Genomic DNA, 23221 nt, shown 5'->3' with positions numbered 1-23221 from the left:
ATGCGACAAATCAATCTCTCGAATGCGAAACTGACGTTCGACGTCTACGACGACAAGTCATTTTCATTCAAACAAGCATTCATCTCGTGGATGCTGCGACGCCCACAACCACGACGTCGACGGATTGAAGCGATTAAGGATGTAACGCTGTCGATCGTCGAGGGTGAGCGTGTTGGAATCATTGGGAATAATGGGTCGGGGAAAAGTACCATCCTTCGGATGATGGCTGGTGTTTATCCGCCGACGGCCGGTCGTTGCGAAATTGATGGAAACGTCAACGCGCTTTTTGACTTCTCTTTGGGCTTTGAACAGAACGCAACTGGCCGCGATAATGTCTATTACAGAGGATATTTGCAGGGTCAGTCGCCGTCATCAATTAGAAATCATATCGATGAGATCATCGAGTTCAGCGAACTCGATGAATTCATCGACATCCCAATTCGCTGCTACTCTGCCGGCATGTTGGTCAGACTAGGCTTCGCAATCAGCACAGCCGTGGACCCAGATATCTTACTTATCGATGAGTGCTTAGCCGCCGGCGATGCTTCATTTCAGGCCAAAGCAGCAGCCCGGATGGATGAGATGATATCCCGGGCCCAGCTCATCGTGCTTGTATCCCACGATCTGGGTGCGATTGAGCGGCTATGTACACGAGTAGTATGGATGGAGCGAGGCAACGTCGTCCTCGATGGCCCTGCCGCCGACGTCATCGCAGCCTATCAAGACGAAAACAAATTCACGGCTGCACCTATGCCTGAAGCCGCTTGACGAACTGCCTCTTAGATAGCATTCACACGACATCCTCAAAACGGTGTAAACTTTCATGAACTCTTCACAAGTGAATGGGCAGCCGACCACAGTCTGGTTCGATGTCGAGAATTTCGTATACGGAATTGCGACGCCGCACGCCGGAATTCCACGAACTTTGGCGAGTTTGATTCGTGAATATCAGGGCACTTCGGATTTTAATTTGAAGTTCTGCCAAGTCGACCTCGAAGATGATCGTCTCGTCGAAGTTGATTCTGCAGTTGTTGAGGACTGGGTCGACCGGATGTTTCCCGCGGTCGCAGAGGAGCCGGACTCAAGCCCGATCGTAGTTGAAGGCGGTACACAACACAGAATAATCCGAGTGCTTAATCGTTTCGGCGGTAACTTCCGTAACGGTCTTCGATCGTTTGCTCCACGACCCCTCTATCACTCTATACTGAATCGTGCGCGGCCGGTCGTCTATCGTTGCCCGGCACCGGTTCGCAACTTTCTTCGATCGGCCAAACGCGATGCTCATCGGCTTTATCGCCACCTCAAGAGGACGCCGAAGCCAAAAGAAGCATTAATCCGTGAAGGTGAGATATTCTTGTCCGCTGGTGCCTCTTGGACCTCACTCGAAACACCTCGGCTCATAGCCGACCTCAAAGCTCGACACGGATTTGAGGTCGCCCAAATCATTTATGACTGCATACCAACGTTTATGCCGCAACTATGGGGGCCCGGTTTTTCCGGCCACTTCACGGCATGGCTTGCCGACATGCTGCATGTGTGCGACCACGCCATTGCCATTTCGGAGAAGACGGCTGAAGACCTACGGCTCTTCGCACAGAAAGTCCACCTCCCATCACCGCGGACTTCGGTGATCCGCTTAGGGGATAACATTTCGCAGCGAACTGTAACAGCGAAACCTAAGTTCGCCGACGCGCTAAACGACAGCTTCGTCCTTACGGTCGGAACAATTGAAGCACGAAAAAATCATCGAATTTTGTATCAAGTGTGGCGAAAACTCTCTGCGGAGTTGGGAGAAGAATGCCCTTCACTGGTATGCGTAGGGAGCCCCGGATTCCTAACCGGAGAACTCGAATACGAGATATTTAATGACCCACTCACATTTGACAAAATCAAGTTCGTCCACGGGGTCAGCGATGCGGAACTCCTGTGGCTATATGACAACTGTCGCTTCACAGTATACCCATCAATTTACGAAGGTTGGGGCCTCCCGGTCGGCGAATCACTTCGTCACGGACGACACTGCATCGCGACCGACAATTCATCGATCCCGGAAATCGCTGGAGATCTCGTCGACTATTTCGACCCGCATGACACTCAACGTTGCTACGAACTTGTCCGCGCTTACTTGCTAGACAACGAGCTACTGCGCCACAGGGAACAGCGAATTCAAGACGAATACGAAATCACCACGTGGACTGAATGTGCTGACCAATTGCTACAGCTTTTGGTCGGGACGACGGCCAAATCTCAAGAACCGTCACGAAACCAAACCGCTGTTCCTGTCGCGGCCTGATAAATTGGAGAGGGAGCTACCGATGAAAGTTCACCTATTTGCGACGTACCCGATGTCGCTCGTTATTCACGGCGGTCAGCGTCGCGTCAAAGAAATTCTCCGGTCGTACACGAACAGTCGCATTGCAGCCAGCGGCACGAGCATTGTGTTCAAGCCATTTTGGGACCAGTTTCTAAGACGTCAAAACCAAAGTGATCCAAACATTAGTTTGATTGACATATCGTCAATCGCTATGGATCAATTCATGAAGACTCCGCTCCTGGAAGACGTGCTTATTGGCAAAATCGCCAGCAAGTCGGAGAGTACGCTTCGGATGGTTGCAGATGATGTCAACCGTCATCAACCCGACGCCTACCAACTTGAGCACCCATTTCTCTGGCCGGTGGTCAAAGTCCTTATCGAGAAACGGATGATCCCAAATTTGCCCGTGATATACAGCGGGCATAATGTGGAGTACCAACATAAGGCTGAATGCTACCACGCGAACTTTAAGAAAGACGACGCAGAGAGGCACCTTACTGCCGTTTATGAATTAGAGACGGAACTGCTTAGAGAATCGTCGCTGACGTTAGCCGTTTCAGATGAAGATCGATCAAATTATGAGCAGCACGCTAAGGCCGAAGTAGTGCTAGCCCGAAATGGCGCCACGGTTCCGGGCGTTACGGAAAAAGTGATAAAGCGATGCGTTGAGAAGTATTCACTTTCCGGGAAACCATTCGCTTTGGCGGTCTCGAGCAACCATCCTCCCAATATTGCGGGAATGAAGAAAATCCTTTCTGACAATTGCGGATATGTACCTCCGGGTTGTCGTATCCTTTTGGTAGGCGGTTGCGGCAGGCCAATCGAAGAGTCGCTTCAAAAGCCCCCATTTATTGGTCTCAATGAAAAGAAAGTCACCGCCCTTGGTTTCTTACCGGACCACGAACTTGACGCACTCCGAGTGTTGGCCTCGCTGCAGCTGTTAATGATCACCGGGGGTGGGGGAACCAATGTCAAGACAGCCGACGCACTTGTGAGCGGTAGTCCGATCATCGCCACGACGACGGCAATGCGTGGATATGAGCAGTACATTACGAACCACAATGTTACTGTTTGCGATGATCCGAAACTGTTCCGTGATGAAATTCGGTGCAAACTAGAGGAACAACGTCTTCGCGACCGCCCGACTTACAATTGGAAGATCATGGAAGATCGTCGGTCGCTTACATGGGAGAACACCTTGGTTCCAGCAGCCGATGCAATTCGCAGACTTGCGGCATAGTTTCCGCCGTCCACGAACTTCTCGCGAACCCAATAAAGGGGACTTCAATGCCAATCGATTTCAATCAACCTCTCAACCCGCAGTACGATGAACAGACCGCCGAAATGATTCGGCGCGTCCTACCCAAGGACGGCTGCGGTGTCGATATCGGCGCACATGCGGGTGACATCTTACAGCATATGTTAAGCGTTGCGTCGGAGGGCATTGTGTATGGGTTTGAACCCATCCCCGCACTTGCCGAGGGACTCAGAATGCAATTCCCTGATGCAAAGATATTTGAAGTTGCGCTCTCGAATACGACTGGCACTGGGACCTTTAAACACGTTGTGAACGCTCAAGCTTATAGTGGGTTGCAGCGCCGGGACTATGATCGCCCTGACGTAATCGTGAACGACATTGAAGTTCAGATTAGGCGACTTGATGAGGTGATCGGCGAAACGCAAAAAGTTGATATTATTAAGCTTGATATCGAGGGTGGGGAGTACTCGGCGCTCGAGGGCGCTGAAAATGTGATTACCCGTTCAAGACCTCACATTATTTTTGAGGCCAGTGTTCGCTCAACCGGTCGATATGGTGTCGAGCCTAAAGAGTTCTACGCGTTATTGACAAAAAAGTATGGACTCCACTTAACAACGATGGATCGTTGGCTGGACGGCGTAGAACCCATCACACCTGATGAGTTCGCGAAGTTCTGGCACGAGGGACCGCACTTCTACTTTCTGGCTTCACCGTTAGCTACTGCCGTCAATGCAGCCGCGGCATAAAACTGGTGGAGCCGCCGATGTCGTGCCCCAACTCGATTCCTCGAATCGCGATCGATCTGCTCGGCGCGCAGTCGCCGTCAGACGGAAAGCGCGGTATCGGTCGGTTGACGCGTCAACTGGTCGAAGCGGTCGCCCGCCATCCTGAGGGCGGTGATGTCCTGCTGTATCAATATGCGGGGCTGCCAAATCCGGGGTTGGCCGAAAACGTCCGCCTGACACGGCGTCTGCTGGCCAAATCCTCTCCCCCGAACGTGGCGTTGGAGCAGGCAGCACGCAACAATCGGGACAAACTCGATCTGATCGTGCTGTCGTCTCCGTTCGATTTAACGGACGGGTTTCGGCCGATTCCTCGCCCCTCCGGCAATGTGGCGATCGGAGCGGTCGCCTGTGATCTGATTCCCTTCCACTTCCCCTCGTGGTATTTCGCTAGCGCCGAAGATGCGGGGCGATACGAAATGGTGGCCGAGACCATCGCCACCTATGACGGCTTATTCTCCATTTCAGAAGCCACCAAGCGTGACTTCGTCGATTGGCTCGCCTGCGATGCGGACCGCATTCACGTCGTCGGTGCGGGCGTCGATGGGGCAGAATTTATGTCGGACGGGGATCGCACTGACGGCCTCGTGACATCGGCCCTGGGTCACTTGGGCATCAGCCAGCGATTTGTTTATTCGCTCGTCGGCGCCGATCCGAGAAAGAACCATGAGGGCCTGCTGAGGGCATTCGCGCGTCTTCCGTGGCACCTACGTGTGTCGACGCAACTCGTCATTACCTGCGGAATGACCGGCATTCAGGAAGCCATTCTGCGGGCCACGGCCCGACGGCTCGGGATCGCATATCAACTAATACTCACCGGCGGGGTCGACAACGCCACGCTGGGACTGTTGATGAGTCGCTGCTCGGCGTTCGTATTCCCCTCGCACTATGAAGGTTTTGGCCTCCCGATTCTCGAAGCGATGGCCTGCGGCGCTCCGGTGATCGCCGGAGACAACTCGTCGCAACCTGAGATCGCCGGAGATGCGGCCTTGCTGTGCGACACGCACGCGCCGCAATCGATCAGCGCGCAGATCGCCGCATTCCTGTCCGATCAGGAGCTGGCTGACGAATACCGTAAACGCGGTGTCGCTCGAGCGGCGGAATGGACGTGGGACCGGGTGGCCGATCGATTCCTCTCGGCCGCTGTGATCACGGCGCGCAGTGTCGGCCGGCGATCCGAACTGCCGCTGCGCTTGCTCAAAGCGCGGACGATTGCGTCGGTCGATGTTCGACCGGCTTCGCCGACACTTCCGGAACCCTCGGAAGAGCCGATGACGCGATCGCGTCCCGACGCAAGGCCGTCGATGCCTTCATCGGTGACGCGATTCAAATCGAAACTGCTCAATATCGTCTCGCGAACCGTCTTTCGCGCGTTGGAACACGTCCTGGCAGCCGCCCCTCAATTGGAATCGCCGCTCCGCGAGTTAAAGCGGAAGCTGTCACGACCGCGCGCAATGGCGTCGGACTCCGAGCGCTTACAGATGCGTTGCGAACTACTCGCCGCCGAGGTCGAACGGCTGGAGAATCTGGCCCCCGGCTTTCAAGCCCATGGGGACCACACATCGGTCAAGTGGCGTGCGGCAAAGTCGGATGAACTCGGACCATTGGCTGAGCGCTGGCAGAAAGACGCCGCGTAGATCGAAGAGTGAGTTTGCCCTTCTGAGCGTGGCTGATTGAGAACGATTCGCCGCTAAAAGGCGTTCTCAATTCCAGCGGCACAGTAGCCCGCGGGCCACTTTTAATTGCTCGCCGAGCATTTCGCGTTCGGCCGCCGGGGCACTCTTGCAACAGTTCTCCAGCAGATCGATGGCCTGCCCGGGGCGATCGGCCCTCATCGACAGCAGCGCAAGATCGCGCCGTTCGCTGTAGCTGGCAGGAAGGAGCGAGACGAGGCGGCATTGCGTCCGCCACGCGGCATTCCATTCCTCGCGTTCGGCATGAATCGCTTTAAGATTATTCAATATCCGAATGACAATCGTGCGGGGATCAGCCGGGTGAAGCGAACGATATATCTGCTCCGGCGTCGCTCCAGAAGTTTGCTGCAGTAGTTCGACGCACTGGGCCTCGGATAATACCCGTCCGCCGTCGAACGGATCGATGTAGTGTCGACCGCAAGGCCCATTGTACCGCGTGACAAATCGTCCCGGCGCCGCGACCGCTTCGAGGTCGATTCCGACGTGCCGGGCGACGGCGATGTAGATCAGACTCAGGCTGATCGGCAGGCCGCGGCCGGTTTCGATCACGCGGTGCAGCAGACTTCCGTTTGCATCGCAAAACGCGGTCGCATGGCCGTTCAGACCATGTTGGCCCGCGAGACATTTGCCCAGTTCTCGCAGCGCATCGCACTCGTGGTCGGCAGAAGCGACGGGGCCGCGAAGTTCGGCGGCGCGATCGCTGATCCAGAGGTAACAGCGTTCGAAGTCGACGTGAGGATCCTCATCGCGGGCAATCTCGAGCGCTGCGGCAACGAGATCGACGTCGCGACGTGCCGACATCAATTTGATGAACTCGCTGTCGCAAACGTATTGCTGAGGATCGAGCGACATAAACGGTTCGGGTCAAGCGATGGATGTCGCAGCTCGTCCGGTGCAATCAGGCAACCGGAAAGGCCCACGACTGGCCGAAGTTCCGACGGGCGAACCAAGTCTTACGGTTCGATGCCGCGGATTCTAGTGACGCAGTGGAAGTGAGACAATCGCATCTCTCAGATGCACACCGATACGATGATTGTTCGGGCCGGTGACTGCCAAGGAAAGGGTTCAATTTGAGATCGCCGCCCGGGCAGACCGGTCGTCTGGTTGTGAGTACCGGTGCCACCACTTATCGTTTCACGAAGGGTCGGCGTCGTTCGGCCCGCTTTCTCGTGGTCACTTTTCGCAATCAGTCGCGACACCGATCCCGCAGTTACCTTTTGCCGGGCGCTCATCATGCCGAGAATTCAGTCCTTCCAGGGCCTCGTATCGTTTCTGACGATCCTGTTCGGGTCGCTCATCGCCGTATTGGTCGGCTGCAGTCCCGGCGAGGACGTCACCACCGGCTCATCGGTCGCCACCGCGGAGTCCGCTGATGCAAAGCGGTTCATCATTCTGACGAATGTCGCCGACCCGTTCTGGGATTCATGTGAGGTCGGGGCTCGGGAGGCGGCCAAAGAACTGAATCTCGACGCCCAAGGCTATCGAGTTCAGTTTGAACAAAACTCCGAAGGCACGATCACCAGCCAGATCCGCAAACTGCAGCAGTGGGCCGGAGCCTCCGACGTTGCCGGTGTCGCACTCAGCGTTCTCGAACCGCAAAACCCCGCGCTGCTCGACGCGATTCAACTCCTGCGTGACAACGACATCCCGGTCGTCACGATCGACTCCGACATCGACCGCGAGAACCCGGCCTTCCGCAAAGCCCGCTACGGTTACATCGGCACCGACAACGTCGAAGCCGGCAAGGAACTCGGAAAGGCCCTCGCAGCGATCGATCCCGACGGCGGCAAGTACGCGGTCTTTGTCGGCTCGACGGTGCAGGCCAACGCCGTGCAGCGTCACGACGGCGTCGCGATGGGTCTCGGCGACGGCTATGAAGAAGCCGACTTCCTCTCGGACGATACCGACAAGTCGAAGGCCCGGCAGAACGTTCGCGATGCTCTCGACCGGACCGCTGACATCGACGTCCTCGTCGGACTGTGGGCGTACAACATGCCGGCCATCGCCGACGTCGTCACCGAACAGGGCATCCGCGAACAGGTCACCATCGGCGGCTTCGACGCCAGCCCCCTCGCGCTTGAAGAAATGAAGAACGGCAACATCGACGTGCTGGTCGTCCAGAATCCCTATCGCATGGGCTATCTTGCCACGAAGGCGCTGTACGCGCTGACCGAAGACGAGCCGGAGTTGCTCGCAGAAATCTTCCCCAATCATGATGAACCCGACGGAGACATCGTCGGCTCAGGACTCAAGTTGGTCGTGCCGTCGAAAGAGTCGCCGGTCACCGCTGACATTCTGAAGGATTCGACCGAATTCCTGACCTACGACGAGTTCCGAGCTTGGCTCGACAAGTACGGCCTAACGAGCAGCTAAGCCGACGCCATACAAGCCCGAGACGCGACACATCGGGCAGAGAGATTCGCTGCGCGAATGGTTAAGAGTTTAGAGCTGAGAGCTGAGGGGAGCGGTTAGTAAGTTTTCTCTAACCTCTCATCCCTCAACTCTAAACCGCGAGCGCAGCTCGCACCGTCCGACTGACGCCGCTCACCCCCTCCACAAACCCAATCATGTCCCGCTTCCGGACTGAACTCGGACTTTTGATCGCGATCGCCGTCGTCCTGGGGGCGACGGCGATGTTCGACGATTCCTATCGCGACAAGCCCGGCTACAACGCCCAACTCCTACTCCGGCAGGCCAGCGTCTTAGGCATCTTCGCTCTCGGCGCGGGGGTCGTGATTATCTCAGGCGGAATTGACCTCTCCAGCGGAGCGATGATCGCTTACAGCGCGACGGTCTGCGGCTGCGTGATGGTCCTGCTCAGTCCGCTCGACAAGTACGGCAACATCTATCCCGGCGACTTACCTATTTGGGTGATGGTGCTGGCGATCGTCGCTGCGCTGTTGGCGGCAATATTGGTGGGCAGCTTGCACGCGTGGCTGATCACCGCCGTCCGGCTGCCCCCGTTCGTGGCAACGCTCGCCTCGCTGATCGGCCTGCGCAGCCTGTCGCGGATGGTCATCCCCGACGTCTACCGGTTCGCGTCGGAGGGCGAGCAGTCGGCCCGCCTGATCTCGATCTTCGATCAGAATTTTAAACTGCTGTTTAAGCTCTGGTATATCCCGCCGCTCACCTTAATTGTGATCTCCGGGCTGACGTGGTTCGTGCTGTCGAAGACCATTGCGGGCCGACACCTTTACGCGATGGGAGGCAACGAAGAAGCCGCCCGGCTCTCGGGTGTTCGCACCGACCGCCTGAAGTGGCTCGCCTACGGCTTCGCGGCGTTTACTTCGGCTGTCGCGGGTGTATTCCTTCTCGCCGAGTCGGCCCAGGCAGAGCCCTCCTCGCAGGCGATGGGTTACGAGCTTAATGCGATCGCCGCGGCGGTGATCGGTGGCTGCATCCTCACCGGCGGCAGCGGCTCGGTCCCGGGGATCGTCCTGGGCGCCCTGTTTCTTCGCTGCGCGATTGACTCGGTCGCCAAACTCGCCCGCGGCTCCGTCAGCCCCGACGTCCTCGAAGGCCTGGTGGTCGGCCTCTTAATTTTACTCACCGTCGCCTTTAATGAACTCCGCACCGAAGGCGGCCTCAAACGCCCCTTCTTCACCGGCATGCTCGGCAACACCGCGATATTAGTGCTGACCGGCCTCGCCATGGCCATCGCCTACGTGCTGTCCGATGCCAATAAAGGAGCAATCGCCCTGTCGACCGGGTTTGTCGTGCTGGTAGTGCTGGGGGCGAAGAAGGTTGTGGAGGTCAGGGCATCGCGGCGGTTGCGATAGTGGGTGGCCCGACCGTGACGACGGCCGGGTCACGAAGCGACAGGATGCCGTTCGAGAGAATTCCGTTTTAATGAATCGCTCGAACGGATCGGGATTCCCTCGAACGACATCTCGAGCCTGACCGCCCCCGCTACTCTTCCCGGTAAGGCTTTTCGGACTGATAGAGTTCGAGTCGGCTCCGGAAATCTTCCTTCTGATCGGCAGGCACTATTTTGATTGCCTTCCGTTGCATTTCGACAGCCTTCTCCCAGTCACCCGCCTCGGCATAGGCCGCGGCGAGCGTGTCGATCCAATTGCCAGTCTCCCACCCGCTCAGCTCGCAAGCCTTGGTTCCCAACTCGACGGCGCGTTCGCCGTCGCGGTAAGCCGCGTCCGGGCAGGTCGCCAGCAGCCAGGCTAATTGGTTCAGGGCGTAACTGTATTTCGAATCGAGTCGAATCGCCTCGCCGTAGTCCGCAATCGCCCGGTCGTAATTGCCTTTGTTGGCGTGCGCGTTGCCGCGGTTGCGAAAGGCCAAGTCGTATTTCGGATCAAGCCGAATCGCCTCGCTGTAGTCGGCAATCGCCCGGTCGTAATCGCCTTTGTCCGCGTACGCGTTGCCGCGGCCAGCGAAGGCGGATGCGTATTTCGGATCGAGCCGAATCGCCTCGCTGTAGTCCGCGATCGCGCGGTCGTAGTCGCCTTTGTTGGCGTACGCAAGGCCGCGGTTGTCGAAANTCCCGGCTTTCTTTGGATCAAGCCGAATCGCCTCGCCGTAGTCCGCAATCGCCCGGTCGTAATTGCCTTTGTTGGCGTGCGCGTTGCCGCGGTTGCGAAAGGCCAAGTCGTATTTCGGATCAAGCCGAATCGCCTCGCCGTAGTCGGCGATTGCCCGGTCGTAATCGCCNTTGTTGAAGTACGCGAAGCCGCGGTTGTTGAAGGCTAAGGCGTATTTCGGATCAAGCCGAATCGCCTCGCTGGAGTCCGCAATCGCCCGGTCGTAATCGCCTTTGCGATTGTACGCGACGCCGCGGTTGTTGAAGGCCAAGGCGAATTTCGGATCGAGCCGGATGGCCTCGCCGTAGTCGGCGATCGCCCGGTCGTAATCGCCTTTGTTGAAGTACGCGGTGCCGCGGTTGTTGAAGGCCAAGGCTTCCTTCGGATCGAGCCGAATCGCCTCGCTGTAGTCGGCAATCGCCCGGTCGTAATCGCCTTTGTCCGCGTACGCGTTGCCGCGGCCAGCGAAGGCGGATGCGTATTTCGGATCGAGCCGAATGGCCTCGCTGGAGTCCGCAATCGCTCGGTCGTAATCGCCTTTGCGGTTGTACGCGTCGCCGCGGCTGCCGAAGGACACGGCTTCCTTCGGATCGAGCCGGATGGCCTCGTCGTAGTCCGCGATCGCCCGGTCGTAATCGCCTTTGTTGAAGTACGCGACACCGCGGTTGTTGAAGGACGCTGCAGAGTTGGGGTCCTTGCGGATCGCCTCGTTGTAGTCGCCGATCGCGATGTCGAACTCGCCACGTTCAGTCCACGTGGCCCCGCGGTCGTTGTAATTCGTTGCCGAGGCATCCCGCCAGATCTTCGCGGTGAAGTGAGCGATCGCCTCGTCATACGGCACCACGTCGCGGCGGTTAATGTAGCAGCCGCCGCGGATTTCCAGCCACAGCCAGTTCCCGGAGACGCCGGCCACGGTGTAGTCGTCCCCCAACGTACTGGTCCCCACCACGTCGCGACCGACTTTGAACTCGGCGTCCCACTTGATAACGGTCACCCGCTTGCCTACGAGCGGGTGATTGCGGTCGATCCGCGTCCCCGACCGCTGCGGCGCGTTCGGCTTCTCGACCGCCGTCACGCTGATCTTGAAGACCCAGCCTGAGTTCGTGCCGTCGGTGATCCTGACGTAGCGGTCCCGCTCCTCCAGCACGTCGTAGGTGCGGCCGGTGTCGGTGAACCGCCCATCGACGGCGATCCCGCTTCCGCTGATCCGCCCGTACGAGACCGAATCCCGCTTCAGTTTCACCGCCTCCCAGTCGGCGGCAACCGACTCCAACGAGAGCACGCAGAGACACAAAATTGAAAGCAGCGAAACACTGACACAACGCAGTTGCAACATCAGACGACTCCTCGACGGGTGGACATTCCCTCGAAGGTTACCCGCGTGACCGAGCAGATTCAAAAGAAAATTAGGGGTGCATAGCGGGTGGCCCGACCGTCATGACGGCCGGGTCACGAAGCGACAAGATGCTGTTTGAGAGGATTCCGTTTCAATCGACCGCTCGAACAACATCTTGTGCCTGTCGGCATCCCGCCTCCCCTGCTTGGTCGGTACCCATCAATGAAGCGATCCTCAATCCCCGCATTCTGCCGAGACTCCAACATCAATATCTCGTCTGCCGTTTAAGGTCACGATCGACCTGCACCCGAGGAACAATCTCCGCGTTCTCGGTACTCGGGCCAGGAGGCGCGGAACGCTTATGACGGGGCATGGGGTGTCTTTCGGCAAATGGTGAATGCTTCCCATGACACGCGAGTTGGGTGCGCGATCATTCCTGAAGCAATTCAAAAGGTCGAACACAAGTCTGAACATCCTTGCCAGGAACGGCGCTTAATATTGCCATGCGTCCACTTCCATGCGGCTCTTGGCAGGACCCCCGCCCGGTCACGTCCATGCTCCAGCTACGGATATTGGGGATTCTACTGAATTTACAAAGAGTGGGGAAAATTCCATGTTCCTGCTGTACTGAAACACTCACGAGTCTTATGTTCGCACATCTATTCTCCCATCTTCATTGGCGCCGTGACCGACGAAGAGGCGATCCGAAAAACTGTTGTTACTGGGAAAATTTCATGAAAAAGCACTCGCATTTGCTCCTCGCGATGGCGGCTTTGGCTCTGTTTGCGAAGTCGATTTCGGCAGACGACGCAACATCACAACTGCGGGCCGAGTTCTTGGAGAAGTACAACGTCTCGCCCGAAGCCGCGGCAGGCACATCCGATCTTGATGAGCCGTCGGCAACGGAACAAAGCAATATTAAAATCGGTAGTCGTATCCCACCAGAGCCAGACCCAAGGTTCACACCGCCGACTCGATCTGGGTCGCTTGGGCGCAGTGCGATTGAGTTGCCTAAAGAAGTCGGTCGATTTGGAGAGAACGAAGCACCGACGGACGCCAAGGAAATTAAGCTCGACGATTCCTGGCTGTACGAAAGGAATGTGAAAAAGCTAAAGGAACTTCTTGCAAACGCTCGAAATCGCGTCCGCCAAGAAAGCAGCGCCGTTTGGGAGCGAGTCGGTGGGCCCGATGCGATCAACGTGCAGCCGGGGCAGCTTGAAGACTGCGTCGTCATGCTTAACGAGTGCTCTCGACAAGGAGTTTGCAGCGGGGTCATCGTTGCGCCGCAACTCGTGCTGACGGCCGCCCATTGCGTTTACTGTAAGGAGACCGGAGCCCGTACTCGGATCAGGCGAATCGGCATTGGGACCTCGATCAACTCACTCACGGACCCGGACATTGTAGACGTTGCCGCCGAATTTCCGCATGCAAACTTTCGTCGTATCAACGGGTACGACGTCGCGTTATTGATCCTGGAACGCCCGGTCGACCCCAGCCGCGTGCGGGTAATTGCTTCGGAGAGCCTGATCGCGGAGATTCACTCAGTACGTCTGGCTGGCTTCGGAAAGAGCGATTTTGGAGCCCTCAGCGGAAATGCCGGGCTCGGCACGAAGCGTCGAGTTGATGTCGCAATGATGAATTTTCAATACGGCGGTCGCGAATTCCTGGCCGGAAGTAAAGGCAACGACTCGTGCGGCGGAGACAGCGGAGGACCTGCTTACGCTCTCCCGCCAGACCCGACCACCCCCTTCAGCAACGCGACCATCCCGGTGGCGGGTCTCACCTCGCGCGGCGTCGGCAATGGCTGCGGTCGGGACGGGGGGGTATACACGACCCTGCGAAGCGAATTGATTACATGGATTGGCAATCAAGTGGCAGCTTACGAAAGCCGCCGTCGCTTCGGGGTGTTTTCGCTGACCGGTGAACGCACCGACCAGCCCCTTATTGAACTCCCGCGAATCGTGGATCAGAGCATTTATGCTGATAGCACCGAAAACGCCAGTGAGTCCAACGCCGGTTCTGGCGCGGAAGATTAGCGCCCATTCAGGTCGAAGTAGGATGATAGCGGTGTTTTCATGAGCACGAAAAGTTTATGTGGTTCAGTCGTCTCGCTACTTATCGCCTGCAAGACGGCCTGATCAAGTGGAGTTCTGCTGTCCCGAAGGGCTTCCGGATAATGAGTCGAACGTGGCCAACAAATTTGGCCAACGAAACGAATCGCGTACCAGCTATTGAAAATTCTTTCAGTTGCTTGGGCGAAGTGATAGTCTGGCATTAAGTCGAAACCGTTTGATCAATCAAACTTCAAAAAAGGAACTCACACCAATGTCCGTTTGTTTCAAATCAATCGCGGTTTTTGCCGTGGCTGTATTTACAACCGGTGTGTGCGATCTCGCCTTTGCCGGCGGGTTTTGCTTCAAAGATCGCGACAGCGTTGGCTCGAATCGGTCCAGTTACATCGAAAATGTGCGTGTCGACGAGCCGTTTTTCCTCGACAGCGGCCGTTCGACACTCGTCGTCGAACGTTCCGCACCAACTGTTTACCTTTCCGGACGTTCGTCATTCCTCCGAACCGTATCACTGCGTGACTCCGCAGTGGATCGAAGTGACCTCTCAGTCTCCGAAACTGTACGCGCCGTCCAGAAACTGCGTGCAGCAGGAATAGAATTGCCGACAACAGCCTCCGGCTTTTCTAATCCCGATACAGGCGAGACGCCCTCTACCGAGGAAAGTGACTCGTGCAAGGCCATCGGTCAATTAACCACACAACTCAAAGATACCAGTGCGAAACTCGCTGCCCTTACCGAGCAAATTGCGAAGCTGAACGAACAGGCTGCCCCGCCGGCACCACAGCCAACTTCGGAACTTTCGCTCGAACGCGTGGCCGAAGTAATCGAGCAGCAATATCAGCAACATGCAGAGCGAAGTCAACAGCTTGATGAATTCATAGAACGAATCGGAAATTTGAAAAAATAGGCTTCAGTGTCGCCGATCAGAATCAAATTTGCGGTGCGGCTCTCACTTGGGCCGTGCCGTTTTTTCATTCGTTGTCTTCGCCAGGCAATTTGATCGCGCGCGGGGTGGTTGCATTAGTGAAACTTTTCTACGTGGTGGAGTGTTCAACAAAGGCATTTGGCACGATAAATTCACAACAGTTGAATGTGCATCCGTAGCATGTCGAAAACTCCCGGTGTGGGAACTCAGTCTAACTTGTCCACCTGATCGGGAACGATCCTGTCATGCGTCACTCTCTCCAACTTTCGCTCGCTTGCCTGATCGTTTTCGCTTCGATCAGCTCTACATCGCCGGCCGTCGCTGGACTAAAGTTTTTCTCCCCAATTGGAAAAAACGAAGTCGAATGTGACGGATCCTGCATGGTTGATAATCGCGAGCCAAGAGTCGTCATCGTCAAAGAGAAAAAAGATAAATTTTGCAAGTGCTTCTATTTCAAAGCCCCCCCTGAAGCGATTGTCACCGATTCGATTCCGGTGCGAGTCGAGCCAGGATTTGCTCGCTCAATCGGACAGCTCGAATTCCAAGCAGCCGGACAAAATCGATCACTTGAGTCACTGTGTCGTGAAATTGAACAACTCCGAGCCCTCGACCGTAAGCTTCAAAGCGGTAACCAGTCAGAGAAGAAAACGGAAGACGAGCATCTCGAAGAAGCACTCAAAGAAATCGAGCAATTAAATCAGCGGCTCGATGCGCTGACATTGCAGCTAGGGAAACATTTCGGCGAGTCCAAGTAGCGAAATCTGTAAACCTCATATTTAGAATCTTACGGTCGACACGGACGTCACCCGATCGCATCAACAACGAACATAAAGTTCGGAATGAAAAAGGATGTTCATTATGCACCACTTTATCCGACTTGGGACGGTGTTGCTCACATTTGCAGCGGTCGGCGTTGCAGTCGCCGGCGGTGTCCCCTGTGACCAATCGTTCGAACGCTGCTATGAACCGACAGAGGATCGCGTAGCGCCGTATCAGACTGGTCAGGAACGGGAACAAGCTTTGTTCGTTCAGCCCCCTGCCGGCGGTGATACGATTGGGGAATCGGGTACCATCGGGATACGCGGGCTTGAAGTTCGGATTCCTGAAATGAAGTTTGCCCTGCCGGAGCTACGTCTTCCCAATGTTTTTTCCGTGCGGACGGCACCGGAATTAAGAGTGGACAGCCAGCGAATCCTCGGCTCCCGTCGCAATGAATTTTTGAAGGCCGAACCGACCGGGCGTGTGAGATTCGCCAGAGTGCAGCAAGACCGCTACGCCAGCATTGAAGACGATCGATCCGCAAACGTCGATCAGGATCGTGCCGCCGCGCGACTTCGCGAGCTCGAAAACGAACTCTATCGCTTGCGTCAAAAATGTGGACAGCAAAGTTGTGCCCCGTCGTGCGACAACGAATATATGGCTCCCACGCCACCAAAGGTCCGCTACGAATGTCCGCCCCCATCACCAGCGGACCCCGCTGCCGGTCACATGGGATACCGGGACGCCCGGCCAATTCGATCCTCACGTCAATGGCCGGAAAGTCCAGAGTGGTCCCAACCCGATCAACTCCAACGTGTCGAAACGCGACTGGAGAGACTGGCGAGCCTGTGTGAAGCGCTTGTGGAAGAAAACCAGCGACTTCGTGCAGAGCAGCACGGGTCGCGGACCGCTCCAGCCCGATTGGGGCGAGCCGAAGAGTTGTCGTCCGAACCTGGAATGAATGATCGCACCAGCGAAATTTATTTAATCGGCAACGAGATGACAACGAGTCGGCCTGCTGTCGGTACTTCAGAGCCGGAGTACTTGAGTACCAACCGCTCGGAAAAGAGAAGCCGTCAGGACAATCCGTTTAATACGGGCGAAGACAAATTCCGCTGGGAAGGCCGCTAACAAACGCGTGAGAGCTTAAGTGGTGGTGGCGGTTGACTACGCCAACTGCTTTTCCGGATAGTGCCCTCGGGGTTGTTCCTGACGGCGTAGCCGGCGGATTGGAGTTCGTCGCAGAGCGTGTCGGCGGTGGCACAGTCTTTGGCGGCGCGGGCTTCTTCGATATTCGATATGGCGACAAGAGGAAGCCGGTTCGGAAGATCATTCGACGGGTGGCGCGGCCGTTGCAACAGCCGGGTCGCGAAGCAATAAGATGCTGTTCGAGCAGATTTCGTTTTAATGGACTGCTCGAACAATTCGAGAGTTCCTCAAACAACATCTCTTGCCTGTCGGCACCAGGCCAACGATCAGCCGGGCCCTCCTTTGCTGATAAATCATCATGCCGCAATCGCCTGCATCTTCTCGTTAAAACGCTCTGATGCGACGACACCGGCTACGCCGAGGCGGATGGTGGAGTCGGCTCGGAGGCAGCAGCCGCGGTTGGTGAGCGCTCGCAATGAGATAGGCGATGGAAGACTCTGCTCTCAAGAGATCGAACCTTATTCTGCGAATACGCCCCGCTCCAAATCGAGAAGTTGGCGATATTGATCGATCTTCGCCTGGTCGGCGCTGCGGTAAAGGCTGGCGCGATTTGCGACGGTCGCTAAGAGCAGCCGCAGGCGCGTGACTTTGGCGAGTTGACGCTCGGTTGCGAGCAATCGCTCATCGGCGGCGGCGACTTCCTCCCGGTGCTTTAAGAACTTTTCCCATAACTCGTGATTGGTCACCGTGCTGACGATGGCGTCTCCCTGCTCTCTTACAATGGCATGGGCGCGAGGATTCCAGATGCCGGCCAACTCCGGCCATTTCTGAATCACGACCCGCTCCAGCATTGCACGAGCGTCTTCCGCTTTGTCCTCCAAGGCGACGAGTTCGGCGTCGAGAAGCTCATACGTCTCGGTCCATTCTGCTTCCAACGATTCCAAAGCATCCTTTGAAAAGGGATCATTGATCTCGAGAGCCGCGGCGAGTTTCTTAATCGCATCCTGCTCAGCCGGGGAAGCGTCTTGTTTAATGTCGAAGGTATTCTCCGGCGGCGTCATCTGCAGCAAGAACTGATCGCTCGTGCGAAGGGGGATGTCGATGGTGTTGAGGCGAGCCAAGGCGAAGCAGTGCGCCTCCTCCCACGACACCGCTCCATCGTGATCGGCATCAACATTTGCCCGTGGCTCCACGCCGCTGATTGCGGCGACGAACGGTTCACTGTATTCATCGTATTTGTCGTCCTGCAGTGCGGGGGAACAACCGGCGGCGACGCGGTCAAAGGTTGTCGAATAAAAACCGCAGCGGCGGGCCGGCGATAGACCGGCGGAGGGATCACCTCCCCGATAAATAATGTTCGCGAACCCGCCGGAATAACACTGCACCATCACGGTGACGACCTCGATCTGCGGGTCGAGTTTATCTAGCTCCGCCGTAAACTCTTCAACCGACAACTTCCGATCATCCCACAACAAGAGCGACGTATTCTGTGAGATGTCGTCCACTGCCGGATCTCCGTGCGCCGTCACGAAAATAAAGAGCCGGTCACCTTTGCGGAGCCGGCCTGCGGCTTTGTCGAACCAGTCGGCGATTCTTTCGGGCGTTGCCGGGCCGGTCACGTTCTTAATGTCGTTGGTGCGATAGCGATCGGAGATGCCGTCTTCTTCCGCGAAGACGGCTGCGAGAACCTGGTTGACTTCCGGGATCGCCGCGTCCGGGTCATCGTATTGCACGTCACGCCCGGGATCGTCACCGTCGGCAAACAGGATAGCCCGACGATCTTGCGGTACGTTCCGCTCATCGAGCCATCGATCGAACTCGATGACGTTGCGCTCGATCGCGATCGCATTGGAATCGGGGGAGTAACCGCCGCCGATGACCAGAAAATGTGTCGCCGGGCGACGCGGCGGTTCCGTTTTAACCGCGCACCCGGCGAGGACAAATATTTTGCAAATTAAGAATGCCCTACTAATCAGGCGAATGCGCGTTGAACCAGCGTTACAGGCGAAAACTAATTGGGAACTCTTCGACAGTTCGACGATCGGCTTGCGCCTCCGGCTGCTGCAGGAGGTCCGAAGTTTATCGGCAGTCATCGATCTTGACACTTTCGTCGAACACGTCATCAGCGCCGCGCTCTATTCGCAACTATTGATTGCGGGCATCCGCCTTGGGAAATCGCCATTGTGGCTCTTCGTCCTCGCTCGGATAACGCGTCATAATTTCATGCGGCCCGAAGCGGTTCTTATAAGACATCGAAGCATTTTCGGGAATCCAATAGCCAAGATATGAGTAGGTGCAGCCGGCGGTGCGGGCGTAGTCGAGCTCTCGCAGCGCGCTGTACGTTCCCGGCCCATCCGGCCGCCATGCCGGGTCGTGATAGAAGTAGATGCTATTAATTGCGTCGGGCAAGACATCAACCAGACCGATCCCGACGAGTTGGTCGCCCTGAAAATATCGGAACTCGCGTGCGAACGAAAAGTCGCCGGCGAGAAACGATTGGGCATATTCCTGCGGCGTGGTCGCGTCATCGTCCCATCCGCGGCGTTCGCTCATGTCTTTATGGTAGGCATTAAAGACGTAGATATGGGCGGGTGTCAGTTCGGGCGTGCCGACTTCGAGCCGGATGTCGGCATTGCGCCGCAAGCAGCGCCGCTGGCTCTTGGAAGGTTTGAAGTCATCAATCCGAACTCGCAGGCTGCGACATTTCACGCAGGCCGCACAGGCGGGACGAAAGAAACTGATCCCCTGCCGGCGCCAGCCGCGGGCGAGCAAGTCGGAATATTCCGCCGCAGAGATATCGAGTAAATAGCGATAATCCAGCTGCATCGTCTCCGCCGGCAGATAACTGCAAGTTTTCGGCGGGCTGGTTCCGCGGTGAATTTCAAGCAACATGAATCTTCGGCGAACTAAGTCACGAACTCCGGTTGGTCATGCTAACCGCGTTGGCTGCTAGATGCGTCGAGAATTATGCAGTAAGGTTTGACTCGGGGGTAGCTGGATATCGTGCTGTTCGCCTTATGCCAGTTGCTTTTCGGCGACGGTGCCTTCGGGACTGTTCTTGACGGCGTAGCCGGCGGATTGAAGTTCGTCGCGAATTTTGTCGGCCGTGGCCCAGTCTTTGGTGGCACGGGCTTCGTCGATCTGGCGGCAAAGGGCCGTTGGGTCGAAGGAAGATTCAGCTCCGGGCGTTGACGCTTCCGGCTCGCGGAACGAGGCGGGGACGTCGATCGGGGCGATGCTGAGAACGTGATTAATCTTGTCGAGTACGGCCAGCGACTCGGCGGGATTGCGATGCTCACTGGTGACCCAGGGGAAGAGCACGCCGAGAGCGCCGCTGATATTAAGGTCGTCGGCGAGTGCGCCGAGAAAGTCGTTTAAGACCGGGTGGGAATTGTCGACCTCGGCTGCGTTGCCATTGGCTTCGGAACTTAATTTCTGACGTAGATCGATCAACTTCTTCACGTTGGCCGCACTGTCGGTCAAACCCTTGTGTGTGAAGTTCATATTCGCGCGATAGTGCGATTTCGTCAGCTCATATCTTAGAACCGCGGGGTGAACCTCGCGCCCGGTTGCCTTGCCGGAGAGCACGTCGCGGACGGTGTAAAAGTTGCCCTTCGACTTGGACATCTTTTCGCCCTCGACCATTAAAAAGCGGGCGTGCATCCAGAAGTTGGCGAAAGAGTCCGCGCCGGTCGCGCAGCGGGACTGCGCGATCTCGCATTCATGATGGGGAAAGATCAGGTCTTCGCCGCCGGTGTGAATATCGATCACGTCGCCGAGGAGCTTTCGGGCCATCACCGAACATTCGATGTGCCAACCGGGATAGCCTTCGCCGTAGGGGCTGTCCCATTTCATGATGTGCCGGGGGTCGGCCTTCCAGAGAAGGAAGTCACCGGGGTGACGTTTGCCGGCAAGTTCGTCATCGCTGACGCGTCCGCCCATGCCGGCTTGCAGTTTTTCGAGGGTGTTGCCGGAGAGCTTGCCATAGTCGGAGAATGACTCGACGCTGAAGTAAACGACGTCGCCGACGCGATAGGCGACATTCTTGGAAAGGAGTTCCTCGATCATCGTGAGCATGTCGGGGATGTGCTCGGTCGCGCGGAGGATATTGGTTTCCTCCTCGAATGCGACCTTCATGCCGAGTTGTCGTGCGTCGTTGAGGAACGCATCGGTGTAGTACTTCGCCACCTGATAAGGATCATCGGGGTTTTCGATCGCCCCCTCGGGCACCTTGCCCGACTTTTTATCTTCTTTGATCCGCGTCGCCGCGGTGGCCATTTTGTCTTCGCCCGCGCCGTCGGCGACGGAGTCATCGGTCATGTGGCCGACGTCGGTGATGTTGCAGACGTGGGTCACGTCGTACCCGGCCACTTCCAGGAAACGCCGGATGAAGTCGGCGAACAGGAAGCTGCGGAAGTTACCTATGTGGGCGAAGTCGTAGACCGTCGGTCCGCACGAATACATGCGAACCTTGTTCGACTCGACGGTGCGGAACGGCTCAACGGCGTTGTTGAGCGAGTTGTAGAAGCGGATATCCATGTCGCGATACGATCGGGCAAGCGGAAGTTTCGGCCCGGAGAGACGGCCCGGAACTCTCGCCGATTGCCGTCACACCTCCCTGCGGTCTGAAAGTTTAGTGCAGTTGGGCGACCGTGGGAACGCTCCCGACCCGCAGAAGGCTTATTCAGGGCCGAGTTCATTGCACTGAACTTCAGCGTGCAGCGTTCGCCTGTCGGCTCTGGTCGGGTAGACTGTCCGAAAATTCAACGAGTTGCCGAATCGAGATCACATTCGGTGCTGCGAGAGTTCTACACCATACGAGGCTGCGGCGATGAGCGTCTTTTTGGGGGTCGATGTCGGAACGAGCGGCACCAAAACGTTAGCGATTCGTGAGGACGGCACGATCATCGCATCGGCAACGGCCGAGTATCCGCTTTCGAACCCGAAACCGGGCTGGTCCGAACAGGACCCGCACGATTGGTGGCGGGCGACGCTCAAAACGATCAAGCAGGTCGTCAAAGACGGCAAGATCAATAAAGCGGAGGTCGCGGGAATCGGCCTGAGCGGGCAGATGCACGGGAGCGTCTTTCTCGACGCCAACCACGAGGTGATCCGACCGGCGATCCTCTGGAACGATCAGCGGACGGCGGCCGAATGCGCTGAGATCGAAAAGGCGGCCGGGGGCCGCAAAAAACTGATCGACATGGTCGCTAATCCCGCCCTGACCGGTTTCACCGCGCCGAAAATCTTGTGGCTGCGAAATCATGAGCCGCAGCACTACGACCGCTGCCGTCAGGTGCTGTTGCCAAAGGATTACGTCCGATTTCGACTGACCGGCGAATTGGCCACCGAAGTCAGTGATGCCTCCGGTACCTTGCTTTTCGATGTCAAGAATCGCACCTGGTCGAAGAAGTTGCTGCAAAAGCTCGATCTCGATTCCGCGCTGCTGCCGGAGTCATTCGAGTCGGAGGTCGTCAGCGGCGAAATCACGGCCTCTGTCGCCCGGCAACTCGGATTGTCGTCGGGCATTCCGGTGGTGGGTGGTGGCGGCGATCAAGCCGCCGGCGCGATCGGAAACGGGATCGTCCGCAAGGGCGTGATCTCTGCCACGATGGGCACCAGCGGCGTCGTCTTCGCCCACAGCGATGAGGTCGAGGTCGACCCCGAGGGCCGGGTCCACACGTTCTGCCATGCGGTCAGCGGGAAATGGCACGTGATGGGGGTCGTACTTTCCGCCGGCGGCAGCCTGCAGTGGTATCGCAATCAACTTTGCGCAGACGAAGTCAAGGCGGCCAAGAAGCAGAAGCTGGATGCCTACGAATTAATAACGTCCCAGGCTGCGGAAGCTCCGGCCGGTTCGGAGGGACTCTATTTTCTGCCCTATCTCACCGGGGAACGAACTCCCCACGCCGACCCGTATGCCCGGGCCGCATGGATCGGCCTCAGCTTGCGACACGGCAAACCGCACTTGGCGCGAAGCGTTATGGAAGGCGCGACCTACGCCATGCGAGACTGCCTTGAAATCATTAAAGACATGGGCGTGCCAATTAAAGAGGTTCGGCTCTCCGGCGGAGGAGCCCGCAGCGAATTCTGGCGGCAGATGCAGGCAGACGTCTACGGGCGGAAAGTCGTCACGATTAATGCGGAAGAGGGACCGGCCTACGGGGCAGCCCTGCTCGCGGCGGCCGGAACCGGCGAGTACAAGGATATCGTCGAAGCCTGTAAAGCAGCCATCTCGGTTGTCGGGGAAACCGCAGCCGATAAGTCAAACAAGAAAACGTACGGCCGCCTCTACCCTCAATACGGCCGACTCTACCAATCTTTAAAAAATGACTTCAAGGCGATCTCCGACAATGTGGAGAGCTGACGTGCCTTAAACTGTACATGACCGAGGCCACGT

18 protein-coding genes are annotated in these 23221 nt (G+C 57.1%); 12 read left to right on the top strand and 6 right to left on the bottom strand.

Annotation, left to right across the window (positions count from 1 at the left end):
• Positions 1 to 768: an ABC transporter ATP-binding protein gene (locus Pan189_RS03525; protein ID WP_310821035.1), complete on the top strand. Its 768-nt coding sequence runs from the start codon at positions 1 to 3 to the stop codon at positions 766 to 768.
• A gap of 313 nt (positions 769 to 1081) precedes the next feature.
• Here Pan189_RS03525 and Pan189_RS21620 read toward each other — a convergent pair whose 3' ends face one another.
• Positions 1082 to 1285, bottom strand: coding sequence for a hypothetical protein (locus tag Pan189_RS21620; RefSeq protein WP_145362583.1), 204 nt, complete (start codon positions 1283 to 1285; stop codon positions 1082 to 1084).
• Positions 1286 to 1354: 69 nt separating this feature from the next.
• On the opposite strand from Pan189_RS21620, the gene Pan189_RS03515 reads away from it, so the two are divergent.
• Genes Pan189_RS03515 through Pan189_RS03500 form a run of 4 tightly spaced genes read left to right on the top strand, consistent with a single transcriptional unit; the run spans position 1355 to position 5991 of the window.
• Positions 1355 to 2293: a glycosyltransferase family 4 protein gene (locus Pan189_RS03515; protein ID WP_310821033.1), complete on the top strand. Its 939-nt coding sequence runs from the start codon at positions 1355 to 1357 to the stop codon at positions 2291 to 2293.
• Positions 2294 to 2315: 22 nt separating this feature from the next.
• A complete protein-coding gene (locus Pan189_RS03510) occupies positions 2316 to 3554 on the top strand; it encodes a glycosyltransferase family 4 protein (RefSeq protein WP_145362581.1) in 1239 nt (412 codons plus the stop codon).
• 47 nt (positions 3555 to 3601) lie between these two features.
• Complete coding sequence (locus tag Pan189_RS03505) at positions 3602 to 4318, top strand: FkbM family methyltransferase (RefSeq protein WP_310821032.1); 717 nt, start codon at positions 3602 to 3604, stop codon at positions 4316 to 4318.
• Between the two features lie 17 nt (positions 4319 to 4335).
• A complete protein-coding gene (locus tag Pan189_RS03500; protein ID WP_145362579.1) occupies positions 4336 to 5991 on the top strand; it encodes a glycosyltransferase family 4 protein in 1656 nt (551 codons plus the stop codon).
• Positions 5992 to 6057: 66 nt separating this feature from the next.
• Here Pan189_RS03500 and Pan189_RS03495 read toward each other — a convergent pair whose 3' ends face one another.
• Positions 6058 to 6900: a SirB1 family protein gene (locus tag Pan189_RS03495; protein ID WP_145362578.1), complete on the bottom strand. Its 843-nt coding sequence runs from the start codon at positions 6898 to 6900 to the stop codon at positions 6058 to 6060.
• Between the two features lie 381 nt (positions 6901 to 7281).
• On the opposite strand from Pan189_RS03495, the gene Pan189_RS03490 reads away from it, so the two are divergent.
• Both Pan189_RS03490 and Pan189_RS03485 read left to right on the top strand, forming a co-directional pair.
• Entirely contained in the window at positions 7282 to 8421 is a 1140-nt protein-coding gene (locus Pan189_RS03490) for a substrate-binding domain-containing protein (RefSeq protein ID WP_145362577.1), read from the top strand.
• Positions 8422 to 8615: 194 nt separating this feature from the next.
• Positions 8616 to 9827 carry an ABC transporter permease gene (locus tag Pan189_RS03485; RefSeq protein ID WP_145362576.1) on the top strand — a complete coding sequence of 404 codons (1212 nt, stop codon included), beginning with the start codon at positions 8616 to 8618 and terminating at the stop codon, positions 9825 to 9827.
• Positions 9828 to 9957: 130 nt separating this feature from the next.
• On the opposite strand, the gene Pan189_RS03480 is transcribed toward Pan189_RS03485, so the two are convergent.
• Complete coding sequence (locus Pan189_RS03480) at positions 9958 to 11919, bottom strand: tetratricopeptide repeat protein (RefSeq protein ID WP_145362575.1); 1962 nt, start codon at positions 11917 to 11919, stop codon at positions 9958 to 9960.
• A gap of 734 nt (positions 11920 to 12653) precedes the next feature.
• On the opposite strand from Pan189_RS03480, the gene Pan189_RS03475 reads away from it, so the two are divergent.
• The 4 genes from Pan189_RS03475 to Pan189_RS03460 all read left to right on the top strand — a co-directional run bounded on the left by Pan189_RS03475 (position 12654) and on the right by Pan189_RS03460 (position 16803).
• A complete protein-coding gene (locus Pan189_RS03475; protein WP_310821031.1) occupies positions 12654 to 13955 on the top strand; it encodes a S1 family peptidase in 1302 nt (433 codons plus the stop codon).
• Between the two features lie 253 nt (positions 13956 to 14208).
• Positions 14209 to 14895 (top strand): hypothetical protein, encoded by a 687-nt coding sequence (locus Pan189_RS03470; protein ID WP_145362573.1) that lies wholly within the window; start codon positions 14209 to 14211, stop codon positions 14893 to 14895.
• A gap of 398 nt (positions 14896 to 15293) precedes the next feature.
• Positions 15294 to 15668, top strand: a complete 375-nt coding sequence (locus Pan189_RS03465; RefSeq protein WP_145362572.1) for a hypothetical protein — start codon at positions 15294 to 15296, stop codon at positions 15666 to 15668.
• Positions 15669 to 15771: 103 nt separating this feature from the next.
• Positions 15772 to 16803: a hypothetical protein gene (locus Pan189_RS03460; protein WP_145362571.1), complete on the top strand. Its 1032-nt coding sequence runs from the start codon at positions 15772 to 15774 to the stop codon at positions 16801 to 16803.
• A gap of 536 nt (positions 16804 to 17339) precedes the next feature.
• On the opposite strand, the gene Pan189_RS03455 is transcribed toward Pan189_RS03460, so the two are convergent.
• The 3 genes from Pan189_RS03455 to cysS all read right to left on the bottom strand — a co-directional run bounded on the left by Pan189_RS03455 (position 17340) and on the right by cysS (position 21360).
• Positions 17340 to 18914, bottom strand: coding sequence for a hypothetical protein (locus Pan189_RS03455; RefSeq protein ID WP_145362570.1), 1575 nt, complete (start codon positions 18912 to 18914; stop codon positions 17340 to 17342).
• A 52-nt stretch (positions 18915 to 18966) separates the two neighbouring features.
• The gene (locus tag Pan189_RS03450) at positions 18967 to 19713 is read right to left on the bottom strand and encodes an arginyltransferase (RefSeq protein ID WP_145362569.1); all 747 of its coding nucleotides are present in this window, start codon (positions 19711 to 19713) and stop codon (positions 18967 to 18969) included.
• A gap of 123 nt (positions 19714 to 19836) precedes the next feature.
• Entirely contained in the window at positions 19837 to 21360 is a 1524-nt protein-coding gene (cysS, locus tag Pan189_RS03445) for a cysteine--tRNA ligase (protein WP_145362568.1), read from the bottom strand.
• A 292-nt stretch (positions 21361 to 21652) separates the two neighbouring features.
• On the opposite strand from cysS, the gene xylB reads away from it, so the two are divergent.
• On the top strand, positions 21653 to 23188 hold the full coding sequence (gene xylB / locus Pan189_RS03440) for a xylulokinase (protein WP_145362567.1): 1536 nt from the start codon (positions 21653 to 21655) through the stop codon (positions 23186 to 23188).
• The last annotated feature ends 33 nt before the right edge of the window (positions 23189 to 23221 follow it).

It is taken from the genome of Stratiformator vulcanicus (genome assembly GCF_007744515.1).
Classification (GTDB): domain Bacteria; phylum Planctomycetota; class Planctomycetia; order Planctomycetales; family Planctomycetaceae; genus Stratiformator; species Stratiformator vulcanicus.
This window is presented reverse-complemented; position numbering and strand designations above follow the sequence as displayed.